This window comes from Pseudomonas capeferrum, from assembly GCF_013523055.1.
Lineage (GTDB): Bacteria > Pseudomonadota > Gammaproteobacteria > Pseudomonadales > Pseudomonadaceae > Aquipseudomonas > Aquipseudomonas capeferrum_A.
In genome coordinates this window covers 198,215-215,307 of record NZ_JAAMQM010000001.1, presented here as the reverse complement: position 1 = coordinate 215,307, position 17,093 = coordinate 198,215, and the positions used below count along the sequence as shown (strand labels likewise).

Below are 17,093 nucleotides of genomic sequence, written 5' to 3'. Positions count from 1 at the left end.
ACGTATTCACCGATGAGGACAGCATGAGCCAACAGGAACTGCGGGCCATAGTCGCGCAGATGGAACAGATGCCGCCGCTGGGCAGCTTACCCATCGCTCAACAACGGGAAATAACAGAGCAGATGCTCGCCGCCAGCTCGATCGCGCCGGTTACCGGCTTCGACGAGGCGATGATCGGCGGCGTGCCGGGGCTCTGGACCATACCGGAAAAGCACGAGGGGAATCGGGTCATGCTGTATTTGCATGGCGGCGCCTACGTGGTGGGCAGCGCCTGGGGCTACCGCTCAATGGCCAGCCAGTTGGCGGCGGTCACCCGTGCGAAAGTGTTCATCGTCGATTACCGGCTGGCGCCGGAACATCCGTTTCCAGCCGCCGTCGACGATGCCTTGATTGTCTATCGTGGCCTGCTCGACAGTGGTGTCACTGCGGAGCGCATCGTCGTGGCAGGCGACAGTGCCGGTGGCGGGCTGAGCATGGCTCTGCTGCTGGCGGCCCGCGAAGCCGGCCTGCCACAGCCAGCGGCCGCGGCATTGATGTCGCCCTGGGTAGACATGACACAAAGCGGTGCATCCTGGAGTACCAAGAAGCTGGTGGACCCATTACTGGGGCGTCTCGACGAAGGGGTGTCCATGGCGCAGGCGTATTTGAACGGCGCTGACCCGCGTCACCCGCTGGCCTCGCCGTTGCTGGCCGACCTGCACGACCTGGCCCCGGTGCTGATCCAGGTGGGCAGCAGCGAGTGCCTGCTGGACGACTCCACTGCCTTGGCTGCGCGTCTGGCTGCTGCAGATGTGAAGATGGTATTGGATGTCTGGCCGCTGATGATCCATGTTTTTCAGGGGATGAGCGATCACCTGACCGAGGGGCGCGAAGCGATCACCGCGATCGCTGATTTCCTCGATTCGTACTGGCCCGCAGGCATGCCTATCTCAAGATAGGTCGATTCTGTTGCCACGCTGCGTATGTTGCAAAGCTGGTCTCTTTCTGGAGTGATCAAGCGTTGAAAATAAAAACAATTATCGTTGTTCTCGTCATGACCGCTATCTGGGTATTGTCATTGCTGGGAAGCGATGCTTCCCGGTCCATCGCCAATACACCGGCGGTTTGTGAACAAGCTGGATCAGATTGTTTCATGCCTCCACGCTTCGAGGGCTGGCCGCCATCTCACTAAATGTCGCAGCCTGTGAAATGACCATGACCGCTATGGGCCAGCGCCTGCGTTGGCCCATCCGGACCATTGCGATCGCCAGCAGCATCGTCTCGGGTGCTTCAAGGAGGGCCGCAGAATGGTGATGGGTACCAATACAAGAAGAGAAACAACAATGACCATGCTTGCAATCGCTAGGCTCACCATGTTCGGCGCTGGGCTTTCCTGTGGCCTCGCGTTTGCCACCGAGGGCGGCCAGTTCGCCGGCCCGGTGGGGGGGGCCGACATTCGCTCCGCTTACCTGCCGCCTTTCGAGGGCTGGTATGCCGCGACCTTCATCGGCATGTCGCGCGGCGAAAAATACGCCGGCAGTGATGGCCAGAGCTCACCGTCGGCGCCCAAAGGCCGTATCTCGCTGAACTATGCCGGGGCGGCGTTGATGTACCGTTATCCTGGCACCTATTGGGGCGGCAGCCTGGCCAGCACCGTGTCGCTGTACCAGTCCTGGAACGTCTACATGCGTATCGGCGAGACTACCGACCATGCCGAATCGCAGATGGGCGACATGTATACCGACCTGCTGGCGTGGAGTCGCCACCTGGGTACTTTCGGGGCGAAGCCCGGCGCGGAAGGTTCGACCCCCTATCCCTTGCCTTATGGGCTAACCGTGATGCCGGCACTCTCGCTGGTGGCGCCGATCGGCTCCTACGATGTCGATCGCTTCGCTAACGTCGGACGCAATACCTGGGTCTATGCGCCGAACATCAGTCTCACTTACCTGACCGGTCCCGACCTGTCCTTCGGCGACGGAACCGAGCTGAGCGCGCGCTTGTACTACCAGGTCAGTCGCGAGAACAGCGATAGCGGATACCGCAACGGTGACGTGGCGGTGATGGACTGGGCCGTTTCCCAGCGCTGGGATCACTGGCAGCTGGGCCTGACCGGGACCATCGCCAAGCAGTACAGCGACGACCAGCTGCATGGCAAAGACGTGCCGGGCGACAACCGCATGTTCGTCTCCAGCATAGGTCCGGTAGTCAACTACGAGATTCCGGGAACCCGTGCGTTCGTCAAGTTCAAGGCGGTATATCCAATCCACGAAGTGAATCGAATGAGCTATCGCTTCGCTCTGCTTCAGTTGGGCTTCAAGCTATGAGGGGCATGACATGTCGAGACTGAGCGATCTATCCATCGGCAGCAAGCTCCGGCTGGGCTTCGGACTGTTGACTGCACTGGCCCTAGGCGTGGCGGCGGTGGGCTTCTACAGTATCTTCACCTTGTTCGAACGGGGCGACTTCATCACCGGCGTCGCCGAAATAAATGCCCGTCAGTTGCAGGCTCAGGTGGCACAGAAGGACTATCTTCTGAGCGGTTCGGCCGAGGCGGCGAGTCGGATCGACGAAGCGCTGGGTAGGCTGAACGAAAGGCTTGAGCTGCTGCTGGCGTCTCACCCGGACCACCCTTCGGTGTCGCGTCTGCAGGACATACGCCGCGCTGCGGCCGAATATCGGCAGGCCTTCGACCGGCTTGTCGCGGGCGACGGCGCGGCCCCGACGCTCGCCGTGGAGCTCGATCGACATTCCTCGCGAGTGCTGGAGCTGGGCCAGGAGGCCTATGATGCCCAAGGGCAGACAATGGTTGCGGTCAGCGAGCGGATCCTGCAATTGCTCGGCGGCAGCACGTTGTTGCTGCTGCTCGTGGCCTCCAGCGCCGCGCTGGTACTGCGAGCGCAGATCGTCGAGCCCATGCGCAATGCAGTGGAAGTGGTACAACGTATCGCCGGCGGCGATCTTTCGGTGCGCATCGACAGCCGCCGTGGCGACGAAGCCGGTCAGTTGCTTGGCTCGATGCAGCAGATGACCCAAGGCCTGCGTGGTCTTATCGAAGGGGTCGGCAGCGGAGTCGGGCGGCTGGTGTCGGTCGCGGACGGCTTCGCCGCGCTTGCCACTGGCAGCCGCGAGGCGGCTCGAATGCAGAGCCAGGAGACTGAGCAGACCGCCTCGGCGATGATCGAGATGGTAGCCAGCGTGCAAGAAGTGGCCGGCAACACCCAGCAGGCCCGCGAGGCCGCGGGGCAGGCGCAGCGTCAGGCACAGGCGGGGAGTGAAGTCGTCGCCGAGACCGTCCAGCAGATCGATCGGTTGGCCGATGAGATGGAGCGCTCCAGCGAAACTATCGTCCGGCTGGCGAACGAGAGTGCACGAATCGGGAGCGTGCTCGATGTCATTCGTTCGGTCGCTGAGCAGACCAATCTGCTGGCGCTCAACGCGGCCATTGAGGCGGCGCGGGCGGGCGAGCAGGGCCGGGGCTTCGCGGTGGTGGCCGACGAGGTTCGCGCACTGGCGCGGCGGACGCAGGAATCCACCGCCGAGATCGATACGCTGATTCAAACGTTACAGGGCATCGCCAATCAAGCGGTCGCGCAGAGCGGCGCCAGCCTGGTGCTGACTCGCCAGACCGTCGAGCTGGCCGGTCGTGCAACCCTGGCGCTGGACGAGATCACCGGCGCGGTCGCACTGATCGAGCAGATGAACGTTCAAATCGCCACCGCCGCCATCGAGCAGCATACCGTTGCCGAGCAAGTCGGCCTAAGCGTGACACGCGTGCGCGATCTGGCCGAGTCGAACAGTGCCATGGCCGCGGATGGCACCCACTATGGAGATGATCTGGTTCACCTCAGTCGCGATCTGCAAAAGCGGCTTGGTCATTTCCGCCTGGATTGATGAGCTGGGGCAAAGGTACTTGACCGCGGATGATCCACCAGTTGGAGCAGGCTTGCGAAGCCATCGCCGGTATCGCTCGCTTCTTCGCCCAGCATTGAGGCGAGTAGCTGACGGGCCGTAGCTGGCCGCTTTCTAAAGATAGGTTTCTTGTGCTCTTGAGCGTGTGGAAATTGCACTTCAAATCCCTGCGTGAGCACAGTGATGAAAATAAAAAAAACGCTCTTCATGATGGCAACCTTCGGACTGTTCGCCTTGGCTGCTGATATGATGGTCAATCAGCCTACGAGGGTCACGTACCATGTTTATTCACCCGGCTGTCAGGCACAGGGTTGTGGTAGTCCGGTGAGCTTCAAAGGTTGGCCTCAGCTCTGAATGAATATGGCTTTAGAGGTCTCGCTCAGGTAGTGCACTTCGTAAGCGGACGCTGGCTGCAGGTGGACTCCAATCGGGGTGGGCAGTGCCGTCAATGCCTGGGCAAACGAATGCAGTCACCGCCTGCTGGATTAATCCGGCAACCGACGACACGGGAGGGGCCTGGTTGATGAGCAAGTGCGGCGGCGGCTCGATCCCCAAGTGACAGTACGGGGCGAGATCCTCCATCAGTTGCATCGTGCCGTGTCGCAGCTAGCGCGCGGCCAATCTGGTGCGCCTGACACGTTCTCATATCGAAGTCCATAGGGACTTTCATCGAAAGAACATTCTGTCCAACCTCGTATAAATCCTTGCTGATATATATGTTCACCCTGTTCTTGGCCGAACTCCGTGCCGCTAGAGCCCTGATGTCACCAGTGGTGTTTTTCAGTCAACCAAGGTTCTGAGCGCTACAAGATACCAGGGTTGTCGCTGGCGGAATCATGGATGCTAACAGCATGGTCAGCATCCATGATCTGTTAGTTACTTTTCGATCGTTATTTTACCTTTCATCATCGCGTAATGGCCGGGGAACGAGCAAAAGTATAGGTATTCTTCTTCGCTGTTGAGTTTGGTTACGTCAATCGTGGTTTGGGCTTTCTCGCCACCTCCGATCATCGGCGTGTGTGCAATTACTCGAGCATCGTCAGGTTTCAAATATCCATTGCTGGGCCCTGCCGCTAGCGCCTCTGTAGCAACAGACTCTAAATCGGATTGTCTGACGATCACCAAGTTATGTCCCATCGCTACTTTTGGAAGATTTCCGGTGTGTTGTAACGTTACTTGAAAATTCTTGCACTGTTTTGGAATGGTAAAGTTTTTTTGATCGTATTGCATTTGGTCATTGCTGGAAATTACAATTTGGCAATCGTCGGCAAACGCAAATGATGAAAGCCACATACTGAAAAATAACGCTTTGCGCATGGAGGGATCTCTTTTTGTGATGGGTGTAGAGTACCGTAGCTGGGGGTTATCAGGAGCGCACCTTTCTAAAGATAGTTGAGAATGTTCTGCGCGTTGAGTTGTATGAATAAGAGCAAGGTGGCCTGGCAGGCATTTGAATCGTTTCGCAGTATCCCATTAAACACGGGTCATGACATGTGCCAGTTCATGACGAAGGCTGGCACTCGCCCTCGGGTCGGGGGATGATTTTTCGGTTGTATTTAGCGCTGTTAAGTGTTGGTTGGTTTCTGTTACGGCGTTGTTGGGCGTAGTCTTCGATTTTTTGGTTTGGCTTGTGGCATTTCATGTTCGGATTTATGTGCATGGTACATTTCTGGGCGAACTCGGCGCCTGGAGGGTCGTGCTTTCGGCACAATCGCAGCTCGTTCCAACGCGGGTAGTCCAGTGACTGCGACAGACTCCTCGGTGTCGAGATCGAGTTTAGGTTCACCTGTTCGTATCGGCGAAATCCGGCCCAGCGAATGGAGGCTTCTATCGGATGATAGAATGCCTTCGAGGTCGATGCATTCTTGTGCATGCTTTACCGCCTACTAGGAGAACTACATGACTCGCTTTTCGGGCCATACCCGATTGATTGGTTGTTCTTGCTCAAAGTGAGGTTTAGACGTCCCGTATCGTCGTCTCTACTCTTGGCCTTATCTGCAAGCTCCATCACTCACCAAGCGGTGGAATAATGGGAGCGAAGGCTCGTTGGTCGCGTTCACACTATGAGCGTCAAGGATTGTGGCTACCTCAGCACCCAGCAGTTCGACGAAGCGCCGCCCGCTGACGGCCGCTGGCGCTCAGCTGGTAGACCTGCTCGCGCTGGCTCTTGCTGATGATTTTCAGGCTGTAGACGTTTTCGATCCAGCCCGTGGCGTTTTCGCGGTACAGCATGCGGTCGCGGCTGACGTCCAGGCCGGCCAGCAAGCGCATGCAGAACGCCGCCGTCAGCAGCGCGAGCATCAACAGCAGCATGACGGCGTAGGCCAGCAGCAGTTCGCGGATCGGCGTGAAGTAGCCGACGAAGCTCAGGCCGGTGGTCAGCAACAGCCACAGGCCATGCTTGGCCGACTTGCACAGCAGCTTGCCCGGGCTGCGCGGCGCCTGGTCGAGCTTGATGCACTGGTTGCGGTCGCCTTCGGTGATTTTTCGCACCATATGAACATCCAGGTCCAGACGCTTTGCGGGCTCGGGGTGATCATGCCGAGTTTGGCTCACTCCTTCGCCTTGTCGTCCCGGTCGCCCAGCGACAGGCTGTAGACATAAGCCGCCAGCAGGTGAACCCGGTCGTTGCCCTGCAGCAGTTGCTGGGCCGGCATCTGGCCCTGGCGCCCATAGCGGATAGTCTGTTGCAGCTGGGTGAAACGTGAGCCGTAAATGAAGCCCTGCGGCTGGGTCAGGTCGGGCCCGCCCATGATCGGCACGCCCTTGCCTTGCGGACCGTGGCAGGCCATGCAGGTGGTGGCGAAGATCTTCGCGCCGTTGGCCGGGTCGGCCTGAGTGCCTTCGGGCAGCGTGCGACCGTTGAGCTGGGTAACGATGTAGGCACTGACATCCGCCACGCCCTGTTCCTGGATCACCGGCAACCAGCCCGGCATCATCGCCTGGCGGCCGCCCAGAATACTTGCCTTGATGCTTTGCGGATCACCGCCCCAGCGCCAGATGCTGTCGGTCAGGTTGGGAAAGCCGAAGGCGCCCTTGGCGTCCGAGCCGTGGCAGGTCGAGCAGTTGGAGGCAAATAGCCGGGCACCGGTTTTAAGCGCCTGCGGGTCTTTGGCCAGTTCCTCGATGGGCGTGGCGGCGTAGCGGGCGAACAGCGGGCCGTATTGCGCCTGGGCGCCGGCTATTTCCTTCTCCCACTCGTGCGCGCCGGTCCAGCCCTGCTTGCCGTTGGCGAATTCGACCGGCTTGCCGTCTTTCTGCTCCAGGTATTCGTAGCCTGGCAGCAGGCCGACCCAGTTGCCCAGGCCGGGGTACAGCACGAGGTAGATCAGGGCGAACACGATGGTGGCGATGAACAGCCCGAACCACCACTGGGGCAGCGGGTTGTCGTATTCCTCGATGCCGTCGAAGGAATGCCCGACGGTTTGCTCGGTGGTTTCGCTGCGCTGGCCCTTGCGGGTCGAAAACAGTAGCCAGGCCAGGGCCACCAGGGTGCCCAGGGTCAGTACGCTGACGTAAAAGCTCCAGAAGCCGCTCATGGTTGGTTCCTGCGCGAGTTTTTTTCTTGTTGTTGGCGTTCCACGCGGGCGATCGCCTCGGGGTCGTCGGCGAACGGCAGCAAAGTGGCTTCATCGAAGTCCGGCTTGCGCCGACTGTTGAATACCCACAGCGCCAGTCCGATGAAGGCCACCATCACCACGACGGTGCCCAGGCCACGAATCGTCTGGATATCCATCAGCTCACCGTTTGCTCTTGATCAGGGTGCCGAGGCCCTGCAGGTAGGCGACCAGCGCGTCCATCTCGGTCTTGCCCTTGACCGCCGCCGCAGCACCGGCGATGTCCTGGTCGGTATAGGGCACGCCGAGGTTGTGCAGCACTTGCATCTTTTTCGCGGTCTGCTCGCCGTCCAGGGGGGTATGCTCGAGGAACGGGTAGCCTGGCATCACCGACTCGGGCACCACACTGCGCGGGTTGATCAGGTGCATGCGGTGCCAGTCGTTGGAATACAGCCCGCCGACCCGAGCGAGGTCTGGCCCGGTGCGTTTCGAACCCCACAGGAAAGGATGGTCCCACACGCTTTCACCGGCCACCGAATAATGCCCGTAGCGTTCGGTTTCCGCGCGAAACGGGCGGATCATCTGCGAATGGCAACCCACGCAGCCGTTGGCGATATATACATCGCGGCCTTCAAGCTCCAGTGCGCTGCGCGGTTTCATGCCTTCGATGGGCTTGGTGGTGACGTCCTGGAAAAACAGCGGGACGATTTGCGTCAGGCCACCCACGCTGACTGCCAGCACCATGAACAACGCCAGCAGGCCGATATTCTTTTCAAGGATTTCATGTTTCATCATTGCGCCCCCACCACAGCGATACGTGCCGCGGCGTGCGCCCCTTGCCGGTCAGCGGCGCGGATGGTGCGCCACACGTTCCAGGCCATCAACGGCATGCCGCTGGCGAAGATCGCCCCGCCGATCATCCGCACTACATAACCCGGATGGCTGGCCTGCAGCGCTTCGACGAATGAATAGGTGAGGGTGCCGTCCTCGTTGATCGCGCGCCACATCAGCCCCTGGGTAATGCCGTTGATCCACATCGCGACGATGTACAGCACAGTGCCGCTGGTGGCCAGCCAGAAGTGCGCGTTGATCAGCGCCACGCTGTGCATCTGCGGCCGGCCGTACAGGCGCGGGATCATGTGGTAGGTGGCGCCGATGGTGATCATCGCCACCCAGCCGAGCGCGCCGGCATGTACGTGGCCGATGGTCCAGTCGGTGTAGTGCGACAGTGAGTTGACGGTCTTGATCGCCATCATCGGGCCTTCGAAGGTGGACATGCCGTAGAACGCCAGGGACACCACCAGAAAGCGCAGGATCGGGTCGGTGCGCAGCTTATGCCAGGCGCCCGAGAGGGTCATCATGCCGTTGATCATGCCGCCCCAGCTCGGCGCCAGCAGGATGATCGACATCACCATGCCCAGGCTTTGCGCCCAGTCGGGCAGGGCGGTGTAGTGCAGGTGATGAGGACCGGCCCAGATGTACAGGGTGATCAGCGCCCAGAAGTGCACGATGGACAGCCGATACGAATAGATCGGCCGTTCGGCCTGCTTGGGCACGAAGTAGTACATCATGCCGAGGAAACCGGTGGTCAGGAAAAAGCCCACGGCGTTGTGCCCGTACCACCATTGGATCATCGCGTCGGTGGCGCCGGAGTAGGCCGAGTAGCTCTTGAAAAGGCTGACCGGCAGCGAGATATGGTTGACCACGTGCAACATCAGGGTGACCACGATGAAGGCGCCGTAGAACCAGTTGCCGACGTAGATGTGTTTGGTGTTGCGCTTGACGATGGTGCCGAAAAACACCACCGCGTAGGCGACCCACACCGCCGCCAGCAGAATTGCGATGGGCCATTCCAGCTCGGCGTATTCCTTGGTGGTGGTGTAGCCTAGCGGCAGGCTGACGATGGCGCCGATGATCATCGCCTGCCAGCCCCAGAAGGTGAACGCCGCCAGGCCGTCGGACACCAGCCGTACCTGGCAGGTGCGCTGCACCACGTAGTAGGACGTGCCGAACAGCGCGCAGCCGCCGAAGGCGAATATCACCAGGTTGGTATGCAGCGGGCGCAGGCGGCCGAACGAAGTCCACGGCAGGTCGAAATTCAATTCGGGCCATACCAACTGTGAGGCGATGAACACGCCCAGGCCCATGCCGACGATGCCCCATACCACGGTCATGATGGCGAACTGGCGGACCACGGTGTAGTTGTAGACGTTCGGTGACAGGGCTCTTTGCATATAGACTCTTGGTGATGGTCGACGAGACCAGCAGCATCCATAGAGAAGAGCAGCTATCGCACCTTTCCAAAGATAGAATTTTTCCATAACGTTCAGCTTTGCAATTCACTTATATTCGGGACGAATGCGCATCCCGCTTAGGTAAGCTGACCGTGGTGCTGATATGGCTGAGGCTCGAGTCCTGGTCCAAAGCCGCGTCGTTTTGGCGCTTCATGTGAATGACACCGGAGCAACTGCGTATCTTAAAAGGCCACCGCGCTCTTGATGGCCGAGGAGCACGAGCGTTCGCGTTAATTGATCAACTGCGCGCTCAAGAGCCCCGTTGATCTGTTGTGCTCGGTATTTGAAGTCACCCGATCTCGCTACTACGCGCACTGCCGTAAACGTCGATTTCCGGATGCCGAGCTGCGCAGCAATAGGGTCGAGCCGATTCTGAGGAGTGGGACTTTTTTCGCTTACAACCTCAGTTGTCGGGAGGCCAGCCAGGCTGCCCTGGCCCTTGGCCGCGCGCCATCGGATATACGGTTCAAGCCCACCTGTCATTACATCGCGGTGCAATTGATCGTCATGGAAGCAGCTCAACTGGTGTCGGCATGGGACGCGGGCTTGCTGAACTGAGAAGAGGTGTAGGAGGGATGTTTCTGATCACCGCCCAAGGCTGGGAAGACCTAGGGCGGTGAAGATTTCAAGAACCCGGCATCCGGTGGAACGTAAGCCTGCTCCGCTTAAGTGAAAAGCAGTACGCTCAGTGGCGGGCTTGATTACGAAAAGGGCTTAGCTTGCGGCGGCCTTTTCCAGCGCCTTGGCCTTTGCCGCATCAACATACTTTTTCAATTTTTCAGCGCGGCCCTGGGTTAGGCCTTTGTCGGCGCCGAATGCTGATTTCACAGCGTCGTCTGCCGCTATCAGCTTTTTCACCTTGCTCACGCTTTCATCAATGTTGCTGATTTTTTTGCTAAGAATATCAACTAGCTCATCACTGGCGCGCTGAAGCCTCTCAAGGGCCCATTCATTGGCTATGGAAGACTTTGCGTCGTCAAGTTCTTTCTTGGCGTCCTCGTATGCCGTGGTCTGCCCTGTTGCATCAGGAGTCGGGTGGCGGCTTGATCAGAGCGTACGATAATCTTGCATTGCTCGATGAATGCTATGGCAATGTCACGGTCAGAAATCTTGTGTTTCCATGGAAGGGACTCAAGAGCAGAGATTTGCTTATCTGGGCTCTCAACCACCTTTATGCTGTGCTTGAAGTACTCCGCAAAGATAATGCCATCTTCGCTGCGGGCGCTCATCTGACACTCTGCCTGGGCAGCTGAAATCTGGACAGCTTGAGCCGCTGCTTGCGTTTCCTTGATGCTCTCGAATTTATTCCAGCCCAATCACCCACTGCCAGCGATAACCAAAGCGACCATGCTCGCTACTACTACTTTCATCCCTCAAACCCCTGATGTCGATCAAGGCTGCATTTTATCATTCAGACCATTCGCATCACGCAGGTAGCAAAAAGCCCACACATAGAGGGGGATATGGTGGGCCTTTGCGTCAAGCTATTGACCGATCCTTCGGCGCGGCGATTCTAACGCAATAGGTGGTGTCAAGATAGTGGCATTTAAACTGCGCTGACGATTGGCTCGCTGAGCCGACCCGCATGGCGGGTTAGAAGGCCGGGCGACGAAATGGACCTGCGACATGCGCCCAACCTGCCGGAAGTTGAAACACCCGGAAATCAAGCCCGTCGCGAACTTCAGAGCTCGCAATACTCCCGCCAGGCAATCTGGACGGCTCCCCCCTCGACCTCATCGACGCGGATACCGGCCGTTTCCGTCAGTTCATCCAGGATGCGGCGCCAGTCGGCAGGGTCTTCATTGGGAAGCCTGGACACTGTGATCGTCTGGATTCTCTGGACGCGAGGGTCGGCGATGAGGCGCTGCACGCGGTGGCCGATCTGCTCATAGGTGCGTGGGTTGGTCTGGGTGAAGTCGGGCTGGTGAAGCATTTTGTGAACCTCCATTTCTACTGCTGTATATGTATACAGTAGTGAAGGTGTAGGAAATTGGCAATGTGTCTTGTGAGCAAGGGTGGAAGGTAAGTGGGACGGAGATAGTGGGTAAAAGCGTTTCGTTGTCACATGCGGACGCTGCTGAGTCGTAGAGGCCAGATAGGCCTTTTTGCCACTTATGATCAGTTGAGGACCATTGGCGTAGAGACTGGCCAATTCGGGCAAGCCCGCTCCCACAGAGTATGCGCCGCGCTTGCGGGCTTCGTGCTTTACGCGGCAGCGCAGCCCGGCGGGCTGGGTGATCTGCTAGAGGGTCTTGCACGCTGGCCAGTTCCGCTAGGAACCTTAAGGAAGCTGCGGTTCGTCGTCTCGACTTGCTCGTGTATGGACAAGACCGAATAACGTGTCGCTTGCGGACTGGCCTCGAAGGTCTGCGCTTGTGCGATCGTAGACATCGGGACGTCGGTAGCTGCTCGATCGAGCCGCCCCGATACGCCGCATCACAGCTTCATCAACGCCCGAACCACCACGCCTATGATCCGGCAGTCCCCAGCGCACATCTGCGTCGGATACGCAGGATTCAAGGGTTTCAGGAAACGACGACCGCCGTCTTCGACCAGCTTCTTGAACGTCGCTTCGTTACTGTCCGCCAGCTTCGCGATCACCAGCTTCCCATGCTGTGCGTCAGCTTCGGTATCGACCAGGATCAGTGTCCCCTCGGCGATGCTCTGGCCTACGGGGGAGGTCATGGAATCGCCTTTGACCTCCAACCAGAAGGCGGGCCCCTTGGCGTCATATTCGGACATTTCGTACCGGTCGGAAAACCCGGGCGGGAAGGGCTCGACAGCTTCCGCCCAGGCGCCCGCAGCCACCCAGCTGATGACGGGGTAGCGGAAGGTCATGTCGGGTTGCGCGGTGTTCGTCACGTTGGCATTAGCGGCCGGTAGCGAGCCGCCAGGCAACATTGGTCCTATCGCGTCCGAGAGCCAGATCGCGCTCACGCCGCAGACATGGGCGATCTTGGGCAGGTGAGCGCTCTGCAGGTTTTTCCCTGTTTCCAGCTGCGAGATGACCGGTTGCTCCACGCCCACCTGGTGGGCCAGGGCCTTCTGTGTCAGCTGCGCATGCTGGCGAGCGACTTTTATGCGTTCGGCGAGTGTCTTCATGGGGGTCATTTTATAAGTTTACTTATCTTCTTGCCAATAAGCATACTTCTTCCTAGCATATAAGCATGCTTATCGACAGGGATCTGTGGCGAACGTGGATTCGCGCTCATACGGACATAAGCCCTGCATTCCGATGAAACATACGGACCCCCAAGACATACACAAGCCGACAGGCAAGGTCGGCTGACTCGTTGAAACGATGGAGACCTGACCATGCTGCATGCCCCCAACACAGATCACCGCGGCGCCATGCACACCACGGCAAAACGACCGCCATGCGCCTCTGGCGCGCATGATGTTGCGCCAGGAGACCGTGATTTCCTCCGAACGCTGGCTCGCTCACGCCACTTCGACCAAGGGAATCGTGTAATGGCACGTTCCCGGAAAGGCACGCGCGCGCTGATCGGCGACGCGCGGGATCGATCGCAGCTGAGTGCAAGGCTGAGTCGCATCGCAGCGCCGGCCCCGATCACGGCCCGGGCGTTGCCGCCGGGCACTGTCGATGTCGTTAACGTGCTGTTCAAAGAGCTGCAGGCCATCTTTCCTGCCTGGAAGCAGGCTTGGCCCGATGAGCAGGCGCTGGCCGGCGCCAAGCGCAGCTGGGTCAAGGCGTTCGTCGCCGCCGGGATCGACACGCTTGAGCAGATCCGCCATGGCCTATTGAACTGCCGCCAGTTCGGCGGGAACTTCGCTCCCAGCGTGGGCAGGTTCATCACTTGGTGCCAGCCGACGCCTGAGTCGCTGGGCTTACCGTCGTACGACAAGGCATTTGGCGAAGTACTGGAAAATGCTCATCCAAGCCGGTTCGGTGGGCACACGTGGTCCCATTCCGCGGTGCGTCATGCTGCGCTGCAAGGCGAGATGCGCAACTTTGGCGAGCTGATGCCGGAGCAGGCGAGGGCGATCTTCGGCCGGGCCTACGCCATCACCCTGCGCTTGCTCATCGAGCGCCGGCCACTCGGAGACATCGCCATCGGCATCGGCCACGGCAGCCAGAAGACCGAGGCCGAACGGGCCGAGGCGTTCGCTGCTCGCCAGCAAGCGGCGCTGTTGGAAATCCAGGGCATACCTAGCGACGGCGTCGCGGCTCGCACGCAGCTCATGGCGCGATTCAAAGGCCATGGCGGGTCCGGGCTGTCACACGCTTTCGAGCGCCAACGTAGCCTGGCACGTGATGGGCAAGGGGAGGGTGGGTCATGCAATTGAACGGCGCGCGTCAAGCCTGGCACGATTGCCATCATGTCCCATCGGATCGGCAGGGCGTTTTTCTTGAACAAATGGGACTGCTGGGCACCAAGATCCAGATCACAGAGAAGCAGCGTGGCGCTGGCCGTGCCGCCCACCAGGCGCTGGCGGGCCGGGTTCAATCGGCGATCGACAAGCTGCGCGCCCCGCTAAGGGCGTTTGGCGACTTCATGTACTGCCCACGACTCGACGCCGATACCCAGGAGCTCGCCGAAGAAGTCATCTTCATCCTGGTGCAGCGACGTTCGCCACGGATGACGGCCGCCAAGCGCGAAAGGCTCGAGTACGTGGTCAAGGGCGCCATGGCGCGGTACCGCTACATGCATCAAGGTGGCCAGTCGGCAAACGCCGATCCGCTGACTTCGCCGGAAGGGTTTCGTGCCTGGCTGGATGCCCACTACGGGGTGCAGCTGGAGTCGACGAACTGGGAGCGCAACTGGGGTGGGGTCATTCGCCTGATCTTCGAGTGCTGCGAGGACGTCGACAACCTGGCACTGGCGCCGATCGCAGACGCGATAAAAGAAATGCGAAAGATTGCGTGAAGCCCTATTGCATTCCCGTGCGGCTGGTGGCAAGATTTCCCCACTGCTAGAGCTTCGCACTACAAGAGCTCAACTTAAAAGCCGGCCAACCAGCCGGCTTTTTTGTGCCCGTAAGAATCCTGAAGCCCCAACTCGTTCGGGGCTTCGTCATTCATACGCTCGAGAAAAGCGAGCGACTCCGGGGCAACAGGAGCGAAACTTCGCAACCCTCACGGCGCTCGCCTCTTATTAATGGACTCATCCATGGATCCGACCGATTTCGGCCCAGGCACGGCCACCTGGCTGGGTGGTACCGGCACCCTGTTGCTAGGCGGCTTTCTTTGGCTACGCAAGTTTCTTTCCAAGGATGCCGCCGACAGAGCCATGGACTCTGCAGACATCGGCGTGGTCCGGCGCTTGAACGAACTGCTGGACTCCGAGCGTGAGGCTCGCACGCTGGCCGAGGCACGCGCCGATCAATTCGCCAAGGAACGCAACGAACTCGCCGCCGCAGTGGGCCGGATGGAAGGCAAGATCGAGGCCCTTACCGGTCAGGTGGAGCGATTGACCGAAAAGGTGACCAGCCAGAGCGAAGAGATCGCTCGCCTTCGCCCCCGGATCGGAGACGCCAGATGATGGACAGATGCGCATTGGAATTCATTGCCCGCCGTTGGTGGCGCAGGATCGAAGTCTGGGCCATCGCGGCGCTGCTGCTCGCCAGTGGCGCGGCGCTGGGTTACCAGGCCGCTTGCTGGACCCTGGTCGACGCTCAGTCCCGCCAAGTCATCGAGGTTCGTCGAGCCTATGACGCCGCCATGCAAGAGCGAGACAAGCGTCTGGATGACCTCACCCGCCGGACCGGCACCGCCGTGGCGCAGGCCTCCCGAGCCGCCACGGCCGCTACCCAGGCCGCCGACAAGGCTGACGAGGCCCTGAACCGGACTTCTCCCTGACTCGACCATTTGCCCGACATCGATGGCAAGAGCACAGATCCGCACTCGATCGACCCCGAGCGGCCGAACTTGCGGCCGATATCGGCACGAACCCTTTCAACAACCCGCAGTACCCACGACCCGCGCATGCGGGTCTTTTCGTTTCTACCAAAGAGGAAAACACCATGGCTGCACGCTTCCCACTTCCGAATGGCGCTGTCCTGGAAATCGCCGGTGCCCTGGGCAACCCGGTCGCATTCAGCGCCCTGACCAACGCAGCGCCGCCGGTGGCCACGTCCGCCGGGCATACGCTCGAGAACGACGACATCCTGCTGGTCAATTCCGGCTGGTCGCTGGCCAACGACCGCGCGGTGCGTGTCACCAATGCCACGGCCGACACCTTCGCCTTGGGCGGCCTGGATACCTCCAGTCTCGACAAGTACACCGCTGGAGTGGGTGCCGGCGCGGTCGTGCCCGTGTCCAACTGGGCACAGATCTCCAGGGTGACCGCCTTCACGTCTTCCGGTGGCGAACAGCAGTACCTGACCGTCGGCTACCTCGAAGACGATGACGACCGCCAGTTCCCTACCAACCGCAACCCGATCACCTTGGCGATCACGGTCGAAGACCAACCAAGCGCCCCCTATGTCGGTCTGATCGAAGCCTACGGTGACGCCAAGACCCTGACCGTGGTCCGGCTCAAGTTGCCGGGCGGCGACCAGATCCTGTACCCGGGGTATGTGAGCATCACCAGCACCCCGACCATGGAGCGCAACAACCTGATGACCCGCACCATCAACATCGCGCTGTCGGGTCTTCCACTGCGTTACCTGGCCGCTGCCTAAGGAGTCCCCATGGCCAAGATCAAGATCGCGCAGAACCCGACATTCCCTGCCTTGGTGCAGCTGCCACGAGTCGGTGACGACCCGGTACCGGTCGAGTTCCGGTTCCGTTACCTGGACAGGTTGGCGCTGGCCGACCTGTTCGACCGCTGGAACAGCGCCCGTGACGACCTGGCCGAGCGGACCAGGGAGCCAAGCACGCGTTGGTCCGATATCACTGCCCAGGAAGTCGGTTTCCAGGTCGAGCAGCTCAAGGAGATCGTGGTCGGCTGGGACCTGGACGACACCTTCGACGATGAGGCGATGCACCGGCTCGTGCGGACCTGCGCCGGCGCCCCGAAGGCAGTCATCGACGCCTATCAGACGGCCTACACCTCGGCCCGCCTGGGAAACTGAGGGCGGCGGCCAGGTCGATCTACGAACGCGGTCCCTGCGCCGGTCAACTGACCAGCTTCGGCCTGACCTACGCCGACCTCCCCGAGGTCGAAGTGGAGGTCTGGCCTGATGCCTGGCCAGCCTTGCGCCTGTTCGAAGCCCTGGGCACCCAATGGCGCCTGGGGCAGGGCACGCCGACCGGCCTGGACTACACCGCCGTTCCTCTCGTGGCCTCGATGCTTGGCATCGGGCGCCACGACCTGAGCGACATCTTTCCCGACCTGCGCGTCATGGAGGTCGAGGCACTGGCCGTCATGGCCGAATCCATGGAGTAGAT

At 60.2% G+C, this 17,093-nt stretch carries 20 protein-coding genes and 3 pseudogenes; 11 read left to right on the top strand and 12 right to left on the bottom strand.

Annotated elements, in window-relative coordinates:
* The first annotated feature begins 23 nt into the window (after positions 1 to 23).
* From G7009_RS01045 to G7009_RS01035, 3 genes are all read left to right on the top strand, one after another.
* Positions 24 to 938: an alpha/beta hydrolase gene (locus tag G7009_RS01045; protein ID WP_181128115.1), complete on the top strand. Its 915-nt coding sequence runs from the start codon at positions 24 to 26 to the stop codon at positions 936 to 938.
* Positions 939 to 1,322: 384 nt separating this feature from the next.
* Positions 1,323 to 2,303 carry a SphA family protein gene (locus G7009_RS01040; RefSeq protein WP_181128114.1) on the top strand — a complete coding sequence of 327 codons (981 nt, stop codon included), beginning with the start codon at positions 1,323 to 1,325 and terminating at the stop codon, positions 2,301 to 2,303.
* A gap of 10 nt (positions 2,304 to 2,313) precedes the next feature.
* Positions 2,314 to 3,870 carry a methyl-accepting chemotaxis protein gene (locus G7009_RS01035; protein ID WP_181128113.1) on the top strand — a complete coding sequence of 519 codons (1,557 nt, stop codon included), beginning with the start codon at positions 2,314 to 2,316 and terminating at the stop codon, positions 3,868 to 3,870.
* Here G7009_RS01035 and G7009_RS01030 read toward each other — a convergent pair.
* The 9 genes and pseudogenes from G7009_RS01030 to ccoN all read right to left on the bottom strand — a co-directional run bounded on the left by G7009_RS01030 (position 3,852) and on the right by ccoN (position 9,679).
* The gene (locus G7009_RS01030) at positions 3,852 to 4,097 is read right to left on the bottom strand and encodes a hypothetical protein (protein WP_181128112.1); all 246 of its coding nucleotides are present in this window, start codon (positions 4,095 to 4,097) and stop codon (positions 3,852 to 3,854) included. The two genes, G7009_RS01035 and G7009_RS01030, sit on opposite strands and share 19 nt — an antisense overlap.
* 262 nt (positions 4,098 to 4,359) lie before the next feature.
* Positions 4,360 to 4,494, bottom strand: a pseudogene (locus G7009_RS01025) (ParA family protein); the annotation flags it as partial.
* Between the two features lie 270 nt (positions 4,495 to 4,764).
* Entirely contained in the window at positions 4,765 to 5,205 is a 441-nt protein-coding gene (azu, locus tag G7009_RS01020) for an azurin (RefSeq protein ID WP_181128111.1), read from the bottom strand.
* 771 nt (positions 5,206 to 5,976) lie between these two features.
* Entirely contained in the window at positions 5,977 to 6,120 is a 144-nt protein-coding gene (locus tag G7009_RS28330) for a FixG Ig-like domain-containing protein (RefSeq protein WP_445676906.1), read from the bottom strand.
* A 96-nt stretch (positions 6,121 to 6,216) separates the two neighbouring features.
* Positions 6,217 to 6,413: pseudogene (locus G7009_RS28325) on the bottom strand (cytochrome c oxidase accessory protein CcoG); the annotation flags it as partial.
* 27 nt (positions 6,414 to 6,440) lie between these two features.
* Positions 6,441 to 7,427: a cytochrome-c oxidase, cbb3-type subunit III gene (gene ccoP, locus G7009_RS01010; protein ID WP_181128110.1), complete on the bottom strand. Its 987-nt coding sequence runs from the start codon at positions 7,425 to 7,427 to the stop codon at positions 6,441 to 6,443.
* Positions 7,424 to 7,624 carry a cbb3-type cytochrome oxidase subunit 3 gene (locus G7009_RS01005; protein ID WP_181128109.1) on the bottom strand — a complete coding sequence of 67 codons (201 nt, stop codon included), beginning with the start codon at positions 7,622 to 7,624 and terminating at the stop codon, positions 7,424 to 7,426. The genes ccoP and G7009_RS01005 overlap by 4 nt, the downstream gene beginning before the upstream one ends.
* A 4-nt stretch (positions 7,625 to 7,628) precedes the next feature.
* Positions 7,629 to 8,237: a cytochrome-c oxidase, cbb3-type subunit II gene (gene ccoO, locus G7009_RS01000; RefSeq protein WP_181128374.1), complete on the bottom strand. Its 609-nt coding sequence runs from the start codon at positions 8,235 to 8,237 to the stop codon at positions 7,629 to 7,631.
* Entirely contained in the window at positions 8,237 to 9,679 is a 1,443-nt protein-coding gene (gene ccoN / locus G7009_RS00995; RefSeq protein WP_181128108.1) for a cytochrome-c oxidase, cbb3-type subunit I, read from the bottom strand. The genes ccoO and ccoN overlap by 1 nt, the downstream gene beginning before the upstream one ends.
* Before the next feature lie 405 nt (positions 9,680 to 10,084).
* Here ccoN and G7009_RS00990 point away from each other — a divergent pair.
* Positions 10,085 to 10,412: pseudogene (locus G7009_RS00990) on the top strand (IS4 family transposase); the annotation flags it as partial.
* 41 nt (positions 10,413 to 10,453) lie between these two features.
* Here G7009_RS00990 and G7009_RS00985 read toward each other — a convergent pair.
* The 3 genes from G7009_RS00985 to G7009_RS00975 all read right to left on the bottom strand — a co-directional run bounded on the left by G7009_RS00985 (position 10,454) and on the right by G7009_RS00975 (position 12,841).
* Positions 10,454 to 10,606: a hypothetical protein gene (locus G7009_RS00985; RefSeq protein ID WP_181128107.1), complete on the bottom strand. Its 153-nt coding sequence runs from the start codon at positions 10,604 to 10,606 to the stop codon at positions 10,454 to 10,456.
* Between the two features lie 814 nt (positions 10,607 to 11,420).
* Positions 11,421 to 11,672, bottom strand: coding sequence for a DUF1654 domain-containing protein (locus tag G7009_RS00980; protein WP_181128106.1), 252 nt, complete (start codon positions 11,670 to 11,672; stop codon positions 11,421 to 11,423).
* Between the two features lie 503 nt (positions 11,673 to 12,175).
* Positions 12,176 to 12,841 (bottom strand): LexA family protein, encoded by a 666-nt coding sequence (locus tag G7009_RS00975; RefSeq protein WP_181128105.1) that lies wholly within the window; start codon positions 12,839 to 12,841, stop codon positions 12,176 to 12,178.
* 369 nt (positions 12,842 to 13,210) lie between these two features.
* On the opposite strand from G7009_RS00975, the gene G7009_RS00970 reads away from it, so the two are divergent.
* From G7009_RS00970 to G7009_RS00940, 7 genes are all read left to right on the top strand, one after another.
* Complete coding sequence (locus G7009_RS00970; protein WP_181128104.1) at positions 13,211 to 14,047, top strand: replication protein P; 837 nt, start codon at positions 13,211 to 13,213, stop codon at positions 14,045 to 14,047.
* Complete coding sequence (locus G7009_RS00965; protein WP_181128103.1) at positions 14,038 to 14,628, top strand: hypothetical protein; 591 nt, start codon at positions 14,038 to 14,040, stop codon at positions 14,626 to 14,628. Before G7009_RS00970 ends, G7009_RS00965 begins: the two co-directional genes overlap by 10 nt.
* 243 nt (positions 14,629 to 14,871) lie before the next feature.
* Positions 14,872 to 15,243 (top strand): chemotaxis protein, encoded by a 372-nt coding sequence (locus G7009_RS00960; RefSeq protein WP_181128102.1) that lies wholly within the window; start codon positions 14,872 to 14,874, stop codon positions 15,241 to 15,243.
* The gene (locus G7009_RS00955; RefSeq protein WP_181128373.1) at positions 15,243 to 15,560 is read left to right on the top strand and encodes a hypothetical protein; all 318 of its coding nucleotides are present in this window, start codon (positions 15,243 to 15,245) and stop codon (positions 15,558 to 15,560) included. The genes G7009_RS00960 and G7009_RS00955 overlap by 1 nt, the downstream gene beginning before the upstream one ends.
* 164 nt (positions 15,561 to 15,724) lie before the next feature.
* Positions 15,725 to 16,384 (top strand): phage tail protein, encoded by a 660-nt coding sequence (locus G7009_RS00950; RefSeq protein ID WP_181128101.1) that lies wholly within the window; start codon positions 15,725 to 15,727, stop codon positions 16,382 to 16,384.
* A 9-nt stretch (positions 16,385 to 16,393) separates the two neighbouring features.
* Positions 16,394 to 16,777 carry a phage tail assembly chaperone gene (locus G7009_RS00945; protein WP_181128100.1) on the top strand — a complete coding sequence of 128 codons (384 nt, stop codon included), beginning with the start codon at positions 16,394 to 16,396 and terminating at the stop codon, positions 16,775 to 16,777.
* 17 nt (positions 16,778 to 16,794) lie between these two features.
* The gene (locus tag G7009_RS00940) at positions 16,795 to 17,091 is read left to right on the top strand and encodes a DUF1799 domain-containing protein (RefSeq protein WP_375139524.1); all 297 of its coding nucleotides are present in this window, start codon (positions 16,795 to 16,797) and stop codon (positions 17,089 to 17,091) included.
* Positions 17,092 to 17,093: the final 2 nt, after the last annotated feature.

Coding starts and splice junctions, on each gene's coding strand:
- G7009_RS00970 (WP_181128104.1), top strand. CDS start 13,211: ATGGCACGTTCCCGGAAAGGCACGCGCGCGCTGATCGGCGACGCGCGG.
- G7009_RS01005 (WP_181128109.1), bottom strand. CDS start 7,624: ATGGATATCCAGACGATTCGTGGCCTGGGCACCGTCGTGGTGATGGTG.
- G7009_RS00945 (WP_181128100.1), top strand. CDS start 16,394: ATGGCCAAGATCAAGATCGCGCAGAACCCGACATTCCCTGCCTTGGTG.
- G7009_RS28330 (WP_445676906.1), bottom strand. CDS start 6,120: ATGCTGTACCGCGAAAACGCCACGGGCTGGATCGAAAACGTCTACAGC.
- G7009_RS00955 (WP_181128373.1), top strand. CDS start 15,243: ATGGACAGATGCGCATTGGAATTCATTGCCCGCCGTTGGTGGCGCAGG.
- G7009_RS01040 (WP_181128114.1), top strand. CDS start 1,323: ATGACCATGCTTGCAATCGCTAGGCTCACCATGTTCGGCGCTGGGCTT.
- G7009_RS00980 (WP_181128106.1), bottom strand. CDS start 11,672: ATGCTTCACCAGCCCGACTTCACCCAGACCAACCCACGCACCTATGAG.
- G7009_RS00975 (WP_181128105.1), bottom strand. CDS start 12,841: ATGAAGACACTCGCCGAACGCATAAAAGTCGCTCGCCAGCATGCGCAG.
- G7009_RS00960 (WP_181128102.1), top strand. CDS start 14,872: ATGGATCCGACCGATTTCGGCCCAGGCACGGCCACCTGGCTGGGTGGT.
- ccoP (WP_181128110.1), bottom strand. CDS start 7,427: ATGAGCGGCTTCTGGAGCTTTTACGTCAGCGTACTGACCCTGGGCACC.
- G7009_RS01035 (WP_181128113.1), top strand. CDS start 2,314: ATGTCGAGACTGAGCGATCTATCCATCGGCAGCAAGCTCCGGCTGGGC.
- G7009_RS01030 (WP_181128112.1), bottom strand. CDS start 4,097: ATGAAGAGCGTTTTTTTTATTTTCATCACTGTGCTCACGCAGGGATTT.
- G7009_RS00965 (WP_181128103.1), top strand. CDS start 14,038: ATGCAATTGAACGGCGCGCGTCAAGCCTGGCACGATTGCCATCATGTC.
- G7009_RS00950 (WP_181128101.1), top strand. CDS start 15,725: ATGGCTGCACGCTTCCCACTTCCGAATGGCGCTGTCCTGGAAATCGCC.
- G7009_RS01045 (WP_181128115.1), top strand. CDS start 24: ATGAGCCAACAGGAACTGCGGGCCATAGTCGCGCAGATGGAACAGATG.
- azu (WP_181128111.1), bottom strand. CDS start 5,205: ATGCGCAAAGCGTTATTTTTCAGTATGTGGCTTTCATCATTTGCGTTT.
- ccoO (WP_181128374.1), bottom strand. CDS start 8,237: ATGAAACATGAAATCCTTGAAAAGAATATCGGCCTGCTGGCGTTGTTC.
- ccoN (WP_181128108.1), bottom strand. CDS start 9,679: ATGCAAAGAGCCCTGTCACCGAACGTCTACAACTACACCGTGGTCCGC.